Source organism: Flavobacterium sp. 11 (genome assembly GCF_002754315.1).
Lineage (GTDB): Bacteria > Bacteroidota > Bacteroidia > Flavobacteriales > Flavobacteriaceae > Flavobacterium > Flavobacterium algoritolerans.
Genome location: NZ_PEFE01000001.1, coordinates 3,614,831 through 3,625,946, shown reverse-complemented (window position 1 = coordinate 3,625,946; position 11,116 = coordinate 3,614,831). Strand labels below are relative to the sequence as shown.

Here is an 11,116-nt window from a genome sequence, read left to right as displayed (position 1 = left end):
TATCGTTATAAATCATTAGCTTTACACTATCATGAAAAAAAATGTTTTAATAAGCGGAGGTTCGGGATTTATCGGTAGCCATTTAACAGGTTTATTGATCGCGAAAGGGTATTCAGTATCTATCCTGAGTAGAAGTGAAAAACAAAATAAAGGAGACATTTTCTATTACAAATGGGATGTCGCAAATCAGACTATTGACGAAAGCGCCGTTTTAAACGCGGATTATATTATTCACTTAGCAGGTGAAAATATTGCTGAAAATAGATGGACCGCTAAACGTAAAGCGGCTATTATTGATAGCCGGGAAAAATCTACTCAATTGTTGTATTCTGTTTTAAAAAAGAACAATAAAAAACTGGACGCTTTTATTTCAGCATCGGCTGTAGGTATTTATGGAGCCGTAAATGGCGAAGAGATTTGTTCAGAAAATACACCTCCTGCAAATGATTTCTTGGGTTACACCTGCCAGAAATGGGAAGGTGCTTTAGATTTTATAGAAAACTTAAACATTCGCACCGTAAAAATCCGTACTGGATTAGTATTAGGGAAAAATGATGGTTTCTTAAAAAAACTTATTCCCTTGTTCAAGTTTAGATTGGGTTCTGCATTGGGTTCCGGTAAGCAATACATGCCTTGGATTCATGTAGATGATTTGTGTAACATCTATCTTCAAGCGGTTTTAAATCCTAATATGGAAGGTGCATATAACGCAGCTGTAAATGATAATACGACCAATACTATTTTTTCTAAAACGTTGGCTCGTATTTTTGGTTATTCTATTTGGTTGCCTAATGTTCCTGCTTTTGTGTTAAAATTGGTAATGGGCGAAATGGCAGTGATTGTCTTGACCGGTAGAAGGGTGTCCTCTGATAAGATTGAAGAAACGGGTTTTCAATTTAAATTTAAAAATCTGGAAGAGGCTTTAAAGGATTGTTTAACAAAATAGATTTATTGTAAGACACAAATGAGTTGTGTGTTGACGCTTTTGGATATTTTGCTGCGAACTATAAAAGGAATTTCAATCATAAAATCATCCGTGTTTAAGGGGAACTCAGAGATAAGTTCAATTCGCTTATCCACTTTTTTTAGGATGCCACTAATACCTATTTTTTTTGTTTTGCCATGAATGGTGATTTTCCCGTTGATTTGATATTGTTTAGGAACTGAATTGATGTTTTTTAAATCAAATTTTTCAATTTTGCCTTTAAAAACTGCTCTTGGAAAGCGTTTGCTTTCCATGTAGTTTTCATTAAAATGTTCTTCCATCAGGCTTCTTTGAAATTTGAAGTCTTTAATGTTCATCCAACAGGCTATTTGTCCTGTTTTAGTTATCAAAATACAGGTTGTTTTTTCATTACTTGCTTTTACTTCTTCAAATAAGGGAATTGAAGCCTCAAAATGTATGATTGCTCCATAAGTCACCATTTTATCTTGTGCAAAAGATTTAATTGCAATAATGAGTAGTACTATTAGAGTAATTTTTTTCATAATGATTTATGAATTAAATTACTTAAAGTTACGAAATTTACCGATGAAATAAAAGTATTGAACGGTTGAAAAAATCACCAAATGAGTTAATTTTTCTCGGTTTTTTTAATCAGAAATTAAAGTATAATTGGGAATGTAATATTTGTGGAAAAGTATTTTTTACAAAAGTGTTAGTTATCGATTGACTTAATTATAATTCTAACTTTATGTTGTATTTTTTTAAGCTTTCTAATGATTCTTCTGAAGTGTAATCAAACTTTTCTTCATGAAGGTCTTTTTCCTTTTTTAAGGCGATCTGTTTGATGCAATTGCAAAAACGGCGTACTTCACTCATATTAGATAAAATTAATCCTGGAACAAGCATGCTATTGCCTTCTTTGTCTTTGGCAACCATCGTAAAATAGGAAGAATTGCAATGTTTAATTTTTCCCGTTTGAATATTCTCTGCTTCTACACGAATGCCAATAATCATGGAACTATTGCCTACGTAATTCACGCAGGCTTTCATTGTAACTAGTTCACCTACTTCTATTGGTTTGAGGAAATTGACCGTATCCACGGATGCTGTTACGCAATAATTTCCTGAAAATTTGGATGCACAGGCAAATGCAATCTGATCTAATAAGGATAAAATATAACCACCATGAATTTTCCCGCTAAAATTAGTGTGTGACGGCAACATCAATTCTGATATTCGAATATTTGAGGATGCAACGGTTTTAAAAGTACGGTTCATTTATTTTATTTTAAAAGGAGAATTTACTTTTTTAACTTCTGTTATAAAATAGCGTGTATCGCCCCACCAAGGAAATGTCCTGTAGCGTTCTACATAAGCTACCTGAACATATTGACCTTCGAATTCTTGTAAGTCAGTAATTACTTTTTCCTCACTGTCCAATACCGAAAAAGAAAAAATTTGTGCCCCGGAAATCCCTTGACTTATTTCACCTTCCCAAGTTTTGAATGCAACTCCTTTGCGGCTCACTTTTATTAATTCGCCTGAACGTACTCCTTCGCTATACGTGGCAGTGTATAAAAAAGCGAAATAACCGGCAACTGATACAATAAGTATTAAAGTTATAACCATTAAAAATTTTCTCATTTTTGTTTAGTTTAAAAGTTGATTTTCGTCTTTTTCTGCTCTATTTAATATACTTTCTGGAAGTGCTTTTTTCGCTTTGGCTCCCATTTTTTTCAATTTCTCTACACTTACGATTAAGTTTCCTTTTCCTTCTACGAGTTTATTCATAGCGCCGCTGTATTCAGTTTTGCTTTCGTCTATTTTCTTTCCAATTCGGATTAAATCCCCAACAAAACCTTCAAATTTGTCATACAAAGCACCAGCTTGACGTGCAATTTCAAGTGCGTTTTCCTGCTGCTTTTGGTTGGTCCACATGCTGTCAATCGTTCGCAAAGTAGCTAATAATGTCGCCGGAGTAACAATTACTATGTTTTTCTCGAATGCTTTGTTGTATAAAGTCGTATCCTCGTTCAGAGCCATCGCAAAAGCCGGTTCGATAGGAATAAATAACAAGACAAAGTCAGGACTTTCTATTTGATATAAATCTTGGTAGTTCTTATTGCCCAATTGCTCTACGTGGCGTTTGATGGAGTTAACGTGTTCTTTTAAAAATCCAACTTTTACATCGTCATCTTCTTCATTGATGTATTTTTCATAAGCGGTCAAAGAAACTTTAGAATCGACAATCATCTTTTTACCGTCCGGCAGATTGATGACAACGTCAGGAAAAACACGATTTCCATCTTCGGTAGTGAACGCTTGTTGCACTTCATATTCACGTCCTTTTTCTAATCCTGATTTTTCAAGAACACGTTCCAAAACCAATTCGCCCCAATTTCCTTGCATCTTGCTGTCGCCTTTCAAAGCCTTGGTCAAGTTGAGGGTTTCCTTGCTCATTTGTATATTCATTTCTCGTAAGCCCAGAATCTGTTGGCGCAAAGCCGCATGATAATCAATGCTTTCTTTGTGCGTGTCTTCGACTTTCTTTTCGAACAATTGAATTTTATCCTGTAAAGGTGACAAGATATTTTTCATGTTTTCCTTGTTCTGTTCCGTAAATTTATTAGATTTTTCGTCTAATATTTTGTTGGCGAGATTCTCAAATTCTTTAGTGAATTTTTCTTGTAGTTTCTCGACTTCTTCTTTTTGTTCTTTGTTGCGTTCCCAAAGATTCTCAAAATCAACTTCTTTCTTAGAAAGCTGAATCGCCAAACTGTCTTTTTCACTTCGAATGCTTTCTTTCTCGACATTTGCATTTTCTAATTGCTTTTCAAAAGTTGTTTTATCAATGACAATCTGCTCTTTTAGTTGGTTGAATTGGGAAGTAAAAGCAATTAGTTTTTCTTCTAAACTGATTTTTTCCGATTGGAATCGGGCGGAGAAAATGAGTTTGCCAATAAAAATACCAATAGCGAGAGCAACGATGAAAATCAATAAAAACGGAAGCATATTTGACATAAAATTTCTTTTTGTAAGTTTGTAAAAATAAACAAAAGTTTCCTTCTTTCCTTTCGGAAATCAAAATAGTATCTCAAGTTTTAGTATTCATGGATTTGTAAAATTAGTTGCCAATTAATTTTTATACTTTAAAAAATATGCAGGATAAATCTTTAAAATTGAATTCTCGTTTTTTTGCAATTATTGCTATTGTCGGTTGGTTTGCGGTTGTATTACAATTGTACCTTATCATTATCAATCGGGTGGTGTCACTTTCGGAAACGATTGTTCGGTTTTTTAGTTTTTTCACCATTCAAACGAATATTTTGGTGGCAGTTTGTTTTACTTTTCTTTGGCTGAAGCCAAAATCCAAATGGGGGTTGTTTTTTTCGAAACCTAAAAACACAACAGCAATTACGTTATACATCACCATTGTAGGACTTGTTTACAATGCAATTCTTAGATTTTTATGGGCGCCAACGGGTTCTCAAAAAGTAGTGGATGAGTTGTTGCATTTGGTTATTCCAATTTTGGTTTTACTCTATTGGATTCTATTTGTACCTAAGAAAACATTGGAATTCAAAGACATTTTTCCGTGGTTAATTTTCCCTGCGGTGTATTTGGTTTACACATTAATTCGGGGCGCTTTTTTTAGTTTTTATCCCTATCCATTTATAGATGTGATACTTTTGGGTTATGACAAAGTATTGATTAACAGTTTTTTTATGCTGCTGGCTTTTCTTTTTTTTGGAACTTTATTCATAGGGATTGGGAAAATAAAAAAGGCCAATAGGAATTAGATTCGTATTGGCCTTTTTCAACATAATCAACTTTTATTCATCCAGTTTTATATTTCCTCGGTCTTCCTTATTATCAGGATGGGAATTTGGATAACGGTTTGGAATGATATCAGAATTATGATCTTTATTTTCGACCATTTTTTTAGCTTGTTCTTCAGAGACATTTGCAATATCAGAACTTAAATTTATAGGAGTACTATCCTCATTTTGTTCTAAAGTTCCGTCTATATTCCGTGCTCTTTGGACAATTTTTTGATTTCCATGTGCATCAGTTTCTACTTCTGATTTTAAATGTGATACTTCAGGATTCGTATTTTGGGCTAGATTCTGACCGCTAAATCCTTCATTTATATTTTGCTTATTATTTGTTTTTTTTGAACCTAAATCATTGCTTTCCATACTCTTTAATTTTAAAGCTAATACTGTTAGCTTATATAAGATTACGCCTTTTAAACGAAGGAATTCAATCATTTAACATAGCTTTTGGTTTACACCAATAAATGTATGGCGACACTATTTTAAATCCAGAGAAAACAAAACTATCTTTGCACGCACAACTAATACACTAAAATGTCTCATTCTCATTTCATCATTCATAAGCCTTACGGGTATCTGAGTCAGTTTATTTACGAATTAAAAAGAAAAAAGAAACTGCTGGGTGAATTGCACGATTTCCCAAAAGGAACGATGGCAATAGGGCGTCTTGACGAAGATTCCGAAGGATTGTTGCTGTTGACCACAGACGGGATGATGAGCGAAATCATTCGAAGCAAAAAAGTCGACAAGGAATATTATGTCCAAGTCGATGGCATTATCAATCAGGAAGCCATTGAGCAATTGCAAAAAGGAGTCGAAATAGGTTTCAATGGCACGAAATACATCACGAAACGGTGTAAAGCTTTTTTGATAAACGAAATTCCCGCTTTTGGCGCAAGAGGAAAAAAGATACGCGATGAACGTCACGGTCCCACTTCTTGGGCTTCGATAACGGTAAATGAAGGGAAGTTTCGCCAAGTCCGAAAAATGACTGCCGCTGTTGGTTTCCCTACGTTACGATTGGTTCGTGTTCGAATAGGAAACGTACATCTCAATGATTTACAGGCAGGAGAAGTTTTGGAAGTATCTGATTTTGCAGTCGATTCGAATGAAAAATAACAATAAAAAATAACAATAATTGCAATGTTAAACATCGTTTTAGTAGAACCTGAAATCCCAAATAATACCGGAAATATAGGCCGATTGTGCGTAGGCACCGAAAGCCGTTTGCACTTAATTCATCCTTTTGGATTTGTCATTAATGATAAAAACCTGAAACGTTCCGGATTGGATTATTGGGTGCATCTTGATGTTACTGAATATCAAAATGTAGCCGAATGGAAAGCACAAATTCCTGATTTATCCCGAGTTTTCCTGATGAGTTCCCATGCCAAAAAATCATATCTGGAGACTGATTTTCAGGATGGAGACTGGTTGGTTTTTGGAAAAGAAAGTAAGGGTTTGAGTGAAGCTGTTTTAAATGAATTCCCCAACCATCTGACAATTCCTATGTCATCGTTAATCAGAAGTTTTAATATAGCAAATTCTGTTGCGTTTGTCATTGGCGAAGCAAAAAGACAAATAGCTAGTAGACTGTGAATTGTAAATTAAAAGTTGTAAAAAAGTAAGGCTATTTTGTGGTTGAAATTTCATATATTTGAATAGGTCATTCTGGATCTAATTGTGTTTTTTCTCCCTTAAAACGTACTTTTTATGATTGATAAAATTACTCTTAGAAGCACCATTTTCAAACATTTAGACGGTTTGGTTACCGCTCCCGTTGCGCATGTTTTGTATGAAAAAGGGGTACTGTCCTATATTCTTGACAAAAAAGAAGTCACGCTTTCGGAACTTTCGGAACACTTTAAAGCCAATGAAGGTTATCTCAATGTGGGTTTGCGTGTTTTGTGTTCGCAAGGATTCCTGAATTATCACATCAATACTTCCACAGACCAAATTACGTTTGCCATAAACGAAAAAAGCGCGATTGCTTTTCCTATGTTCTATTTGTATGAAGACGTGCTTGATTTACTGCATTTCACGATGCAATTTCGCACGCGATTATTAGACGATATTCCATTCGTTCGATTGGGTTTAATTTTCGATTTGTACAAAAAAAATTATGGAATTTCATTTTCGAATGATGCGCTGACCAATGAAATTCAGCATCAGATTCTAACGCACATTGAAGGTTCTTTGGTTGGACCAATATTAGTAAGACTGGGTATGAGCGGTATGTTTCATAAGTATTTTATGGAGATTTCCTTCCGTCCTGAAGAATTTCATAAATCTCCCGAGAATTTCAAAATTATATTAGATTTCTTTGCAGATTTAGGTTGGTTTACCCAAAAAAAAGGCAATTACCAGTTTACGGAAAAGGGGTTGTTTTTTGCCAAAAGGGCTTCTGCTTATGGAGTTACGGTTTCCTATTTGCCTACATTTAGTAAAATGGAGGATTTGATTTTTGGTAACCCAAATATACTCCGAACGGTGGCTGAAGGCGAAGATGAAATTCATGTGGACCGAGAAATGAATGTTTGGGGAAGCGGAGGTGCGCACGATACTTATTTTAAAGTCGTAGATGAGATTATCATCAAATTATTCAATTTACCAATAGAAGATCAGCCGAAAGGAATTCTCGATATGGGTTGTGGCAATGGAGCATTTATTGAACATATTTATAATGTAATCGAACGACAAACCCTTCGCGGAAAAATGCTGGATGATTATCCTTTATTCTTGGTTGGTGCCGATTATAATCAGGCGGCCTTGAAAGTAACCCGAGCCAATTTAATCAAAGCCGATATTTGGGCCAAAGTAATTTGGGGCGATATTGGTCAACCCGATTTGTTAGCCAATGACTTATTGGAAAATTATAACATTGATTTGAAAGATTTACTGAATGTGAGAACCTTCTTGGATCATAACCGAATTTGGGAAATGCCAAAACATGTTACCAAAGACAGAGTAAGTCATTCAACAGGAGCATTTGCGCATAGAGGAGAGCGAATCAGTAATGGTCTTGTCGAAGATAATCTATTGGAACATTTGAACAAATGGTCGCCTTACGTTCGGAAATTCGGGTTATTAATGATTGAATTGCATACGATTGCTCCAAATTTGACTGCTGCTAATTTAGGCAAAACGGCTGCTACGGCTTATGATGCCACGCATGGTTTTTCGGATCAATACATCGTTGAAATTCCCGTTTTGCACAAAATCGCTGCTGAAGCGGGATTGTATCCGGATGCTAATTTCTTTAGGAGATTCCCAGACTCAAATCTTGCAACAGTGAGTATAAATTTATTGAAAGGGAATGGTTAGTACGATTTTGGACGGAATAAAATGTTGGAACTAAACAATCATGAATTTTCCTTTTTCAGCGTCAAAAACAATATGTTCGTCTTTGAATAAGGTATTGAAACTTCCTTTTGCAATAAAATTACAAGGCTCGTCTTGAAGCACTGTTTCTGGAGTCATAATGATCATTTCGTCACTCAATTGTATCGCCATATCAATATCATGAGTAGAAAATAAAATGCATTTTCCGGTTTCATGAGTAAGCTTTTTCAAAAGTTTGAATAAAGCCACCTTATGTAATAAATCCAAATGGGTAGTGGGTTCGTCCAAAATTATTAATGGAGTATCCTGTGCCAAAGCTCGTGCAATTAATACTTTTTGCAATTGCCCATCACTAATTTCATAATGTTTTTTTGTGGCTAAATGACTGATTTGTGTCAATGCCATGGCCTCGTTAACTTTAACAATATCAATATCAGATAAAGTTCCCATCCAATTGGTGTAGGGCTGTCTTCCTAAAGCAATGAGTTCAAAAACGGTTAAATTACTGGGAGGCAATTTTTCGGTTAAAACGATACTTAGGTTTTGGGCCAAGTTCAAAGGTTCGTAATCAGTAATTTTCTTTTCATTCAAGAAAACTGCACCGGAAAGTGGTTTCTGGATTCCAGTTATCGTTTTTAAAAGCGTTGATTTTCCAATGCCATTCGCACCAATTAAAGCAATCAGTTTTCCTTTTTTTAAAGCAATAGAAATATCCGAAGCCACTACGATTTTCTCTTTTTTATGAGAATAACCAATGCTAATTTGAGACGCTTGTAAGATGATTTTGTTTTCCATTAGGCAATCATTTTTCGTTTACTAACCAATAGCCAAATCACAACTGGAGCTCCAATTATAGAAGTTACAGCATTGATTGGTAAAGTGATCTCCAATCCGGGCAATTCTGAAATTACATCACAAATAAGCATAATTGAAGCGCCTAAAAGTAAGGTACTCCAATACAAAACCGAATGGTTACTGGTTTGAAACACTAATTTTGCTATGTGCGGAACTGCCAGTCCTACAAAGGCAATTGGACCTGCATACGCCGTGATGCTTCCTGCTAAAATGCTTGTTGCAAAAATAATAATTAATCGTGTTTTTTTGAAATTCAAACCTAAACTACGCGCATAATTTTCACCCAAAAGCAATGCATTAAGTGGCTTGATGCTAAATAGACTTAATAATAAGCCAATCCCGACACAAATTGTTAGAATTAATATAGAAGACCAAGACAAATTGCCTAAGTTTCCCATAGACCAAAACGTGAATTTCTGCAATTGTTCAGCGGAACTAAAATACGTAAGAACGCCTACTATTGCGCTGGTAAAACTACCAAACATCAATCCCACAATTAAGATGGCCATTGTATCGCGAAGCCTTTGGGAAACCATCAAAACAGCGAGTAATACAACTGAACTTCCTATAGTTGAAGCTAAAACCACTCCATAAGAGGATAATAAAATGGTACTTAAAAAAGGTGGAAGTAAGCTCGCTCCTAATAGTACAAAAGCAACGCCTAAACTGGCACCGGAACTCAGCCCTAAAACATAAGGTCCTGCTAATGGATTTCGAAACAGAGTTTGCATCAGCAAACCACTTATAGATAATCCCATTCCAACAAGAATTGCAGTAATGGCTTTGGGTAAACGATAATTGATGATGATATATTCCCAGGTGGATTTACTCGCTTGACCTCCAGTTAAACTAGTATAAATTTCTTTAAAAGGTATCGTGATGGAACCAAAACTAATGTTTACAAAAAACAATAGAACAAGCCCTAAAGTAAGCAAGAAAAATAGAATCGTATTTCGTTTTTGATTCGCCAATTTAATTTAGTTTTTGTGCAAAAGTAAAAGTATAATTTGGAAGCAGTTCAGGATGGAAGATTTTAATGTAATCTTTCAAGACTAAATCGGGTCTGCTTGGTGCTAATTCATAATAAATAGTTCCTCTTGTTGCACCTAATTTACTTTCAAAAGTATACACATTTTTAGATTTAGAAGCGTCAAACTGACTGTAATGTGGATTACTGTTTTCGAATTCAGCAATACTTTTAAAAGAACCTGTTGCAATCCAATATTGCGCCGTTTTTGCTTTCTCTAATATTTTTTCAAAAGGCAAACTAAGACTTCCTGTTCCTTTAACATTTGCCCACAAATAATTTGCTTTGGCATCTTTCATGAATTGGGCTACCCAGCTATTTCCTCTTGCTACATACCATTGCTCTTGATACATTGATCCATACAAAACGGTTGCTGTTGGTTTTTGGGTTGCAACCAATTGTATCGCGTCATTGTAATTTTTAACGATTTCATCAAAAAGCGTTTTGGCTTCTTTTTCTTTTCCAAATAAAGCACCGTAAAGCTTAATCCATTCTGCTTTACCCAATGGAGTTTGTTCCATCCAGTCCGCTTGTACGAGTACATTAAGACCACTTTTTTGTAAATTATCAATCATCGGATTGTTGTTGTCAACGCCAAAAGTTACTATTAAATTAGGCACCAAATCAATGAGTTGCTCCATGTTTAATTTTTCGTTTTGTCCTATGTTTTTTACAGCGCCACCATCAATTAGTTTTCTGGTTTTTTCAGAAGAAACATAATCGGTATGAGGGAAACCCACCAGTGATTTTTCAACTCCCAGCATTTCCAAAAAAGGAATATTGGTCGTTGAGGTAACGACGATTGATTCTAAAGGAACTGAAATTGTGGTGTATTTTTGCAGGCTATCAGGAATGCTGCCGTTTTTTTCTTTTAATATATAAGTGAAGTTTTTATTGGCTTCAGGCCAAGGATTTGAAACTGTCACTACTGAATATCCTTCGTATTTATTAATAGAAAGTCCCGAGGCATATTCTATTGCATTTTTTGAATCAGTACTTTCTTTTACGGTTAGGTTTTCGCTTTTTTTACATCCAACGAAAGTTGAAAAAGAGAGAACAAAAAGGATTAATTTAAAGGTGAATTTCATGATTTAATTTTTCGATAGCGAC

At 35.0% G+C, this 11,116-nt stretch carries 13 protein-coding genes; 5 read left to right on the top strand and 8 right to left on the bottom strand.

Annotated elements, in window-relative coordinates:
* Positions 1-31: 31 nt before the first annotated feature.
* A complete protein-coding gene (locus CLV00_RS15765) occupies positions 32-946 on the top strand; it encodes a TIGR01777 family oxidoreductase (RefSeq protein WP_099716065.1) in 915 nt (304 codons plus the stop codon).
* Between the two features lie 2 nt (positions 947-948).
* Here the strand turns inward: CLV00_RS15765 and CLV00_RS15760 are convergent, their stop codons facing one another.
* From CLV00_RS15760 to rmuC, 4 genes are all read right to left on the bottom strand, one after another.
* Positions 949-1,488, bottom strand: coding sequence for a YceI family protein (locus tag CLV00_RS15760; protein WP_099716064.1), 540 nt, complete (start codon positions 1,486-1,488; stop codon positions 949-951).
* A 190-nt stretch (positions 1,489-1,678) separates the two neighbouring features.
* Positions 1,679-2,224: an acyl-CoA thioesterase gene (locus CLV00_RS15755; RefSeq protein ID WP_099716063.1), complete on the bottom strand. Its 546-nt coding sequence runs from the start codon at positions 2,222-2,224 to the stop codon at positions 1,679-1,681.
* Positions 2,225-2,590: a 6-phosphogluconate dehydrogenase gene (locus CLV00_RS15750; protein ID WP_099716062.1), complete on the bottom strand. Its 366-nt coding sequence runs from the start codon at positions 2,588-2,590 to the stop codon at positions 2,225-2,227.
* 6 nt (positions 2,591-2,596) lie between these two features.
* Entirely contained in the window at positions 2,597-3,967 is a 1,371-nt protein-coding gene (rmuC, locus tag CLV00_RS15745; protein ID WP_099716061.1) for a DNA recombination protein RmuC, read from the bottom strand.
* 137 nt (positions 3,968-4,104) lie between these two features.
* Between rmuC and CLV00_RS15740 the strand changes: the two genes are divergently transcribed.
* The gene (locus CLV00_RS15740; RefSeq protein ID WP_099716380.1) at positions 4,105-4,746 is read left to right on the top strand and encodes a Pr6Pr family membrane protein; all 642 of its coding nucleotides are present in this window, start codon (positions 4,105-4,107) and stop codon (positions 4,744-4,746) included.
* 33 nt (positions 4,747-4,779) lie between these two features.
* Here the strand turns inward: CLV00_RS15740 and CLV00_RS15735 are convergent, their stop codons facing one another.
* Positions 4,780-5,217, bottom strand: coding sequence for a hypothetical protein (locus tag CLV00_RS15735; protein ID WP_233206923.1), 438 nt, complete (start codon positions 5,215-5,217; stop codon positions 4,780-4,782).
* A 99-nt stretch (positions 5,218-5,316) separates the two neighbouring features.
* On the opposite strand from CLV00_RS15735, the gene CLV00_RS15730 reads away from it, so the two are divergent.
* From CLV00_RS15730 to CLV00_RS15720, 3 genes are all read left to right on the top strand, one after another.
* On the top strand, positions 5,317-5,901 hold the full coding sequence (locus CLV00_RS15730) for a pseudouridine synthase (protein ID WP_099716060.1): 585 nt from the start codon (positions 5,317-5,319) through the stop codon (positions 5,899-5,901).
* A 24-nt stretch (positions 5,902-5,925) separates the two neighbouring features.
* On the top strand, positions 5,926-6,381 hold the full coding sequence (locus CLV00_RS15725) for a tRNA (cytidine(34)-2'-O)-methyltransferase (RefSeq protein ID WP_099716059.1): 456 nt from the start codon (positions 5,926-5,928) through the stop codon (positions 6,379-6,381).
* A 114-nt stretch (positions 6,382-6,495) separates the two neighbouring features.
* On the top strand, positions 6,496-8,106 hold the full coding sequence (locus tag CLV00_RS15720) for a class I SAM-dependent methyltransferase (protein ID WP_099716058.1): 1,611 nt from the start codon (positions 6,496-6,498) through the stop codon (positions 8,104-8,106).
* A 30-nt stretch (positions 8,107-8,136) separates the two neighbouring features.
* Here CLV00_RS15720 and CLV00_RS15715 read toward each other — a convergent pair whose 3' ends face one another.
* Genes CLV00_RS15715 through CLV00_RS15705 form a run of 3 tightly spaced genes read right to left on the bottom strand, consistent with a single transcriptional unit; the run spans position 8,137 to position 11,094 of the window.
* A complete protein-coding gene (locus CLV00_RS15715; protein ID WP_099716057.1) occupies positions 8,137-8,919 on the bottom strand; it encodes an ABC transporter ATP-binding protein in 783 nt (260 codons plus the stop codon).
* Positions 8,919-9,950: an iron ABC transporter permease gene (locus CLV00_RS15710; RefSeq protein ID WP_099716056.1), complete on the bottom strand. Its 1,032-nt coding sequence runs from the start codon at positions 9,948-9,950 to the stop codon at positions 8,919-8,921. The genes CLV00_RS15715 and CLV00_RS15710 overlap by 1 nt, the downstream gene beginning before the upstream one ends.
* A 1-nt stretch (position 9,951) precedes the next feature.
* The gene (locus CLV00_RS15705) at positions 9,952-11,094 is read right to left on the bottom strand and encodes an ABC transporter substrate-binding protein (RefSeq protein WP_099716055.1); all 1,143 of its coding nucleotides are present in this window, start codon (positions 11,092-11,094) and stop codon (positions 9,952-9,954) included.
* Positions 11,095-11,116: the final 22 nt, after the last annotated feature.

Coding starts and splice junctions, on each gene's coding strand:
- CLV00_RS15765 (WP_099716065.1), top strand. CDS start 32: ATGAAAAAAAATGTTTTAATAAGCGGAGGTTCGGGATTTATCGGTAGC.
- CLV00_RS15760 (WP_099716064.1), bottom strand. CDS start 1,488: ATGAAAAAAATTACTCTAATAGTACTACTCATTATTGCAATTAAATCT.
- CLV00_RS15755 (WP_099716063.1), bottom strand. CDS start 2,224: ATGAACCGTACTTTTAAAACCGTTGCATCCTCAAATATTCGAATATCA.
- CLV00_RS15750 (WP_099716062.1), bottom strand. CDS start 2,590: ATGAGAAAATTTTTAATGGTTATAACTTTAATACTTATTGTATCAGTT.
- rmuC (WP_099716061.1), bottom strand. CDS start 3,967: ATGTCAAATATGCTTCCGTTTTTATTGATTTTCATCGTTGCTCTCGCT.
- CLV00_RS15740 (WP_099716380.1), top strand. CDS start 4,105: ATGCAGGATAAATCTTTAAAATTGAATTCTCGTTTTTTTGCAATTATT.
- CLV00_RS15735 (WP_233206923.1), bottom strand. CDS start 5,217: ATGATTGAATTCCTTCGTTTAAAAGGCGTAATCTTATATAAGCTAACA.
- CLV00_RS15730 (WP_099716060.1), top strand. CDS start 5,317: ATGTCTCATTCTCATTTCATCATTCATAAGCCTTACGGGTATCTGAGT.
- CLV00_RS15725 (WP_099716059.1), top strand. CDS start 5,926: ATGTTAAACATCGTTTTAGTAGAACCTGAAATCCCAAATAATACCGGA.
- CLV00_RS15720 (WP_099716058.1), top strand. CDS start 6,496: ATGATTGATAAAATTACTCTTAGAAGCACCATTTTCAAACATTTAGAC.
- CLV00_RS15715 (WP_099716057.1), bottom strand. CDS start 8,919: ATGGAAAACAAAATCATCTTACAAGCGTCTCAAATTAGCATTGGTTAT.
- CLV00_RS15705 (WP_099716055.1), bottom strand. CDS start 11,094: ATGAAATTCACCTTTAAATTAATCCTTTTTGTTCTCTCTTTTTCAACT.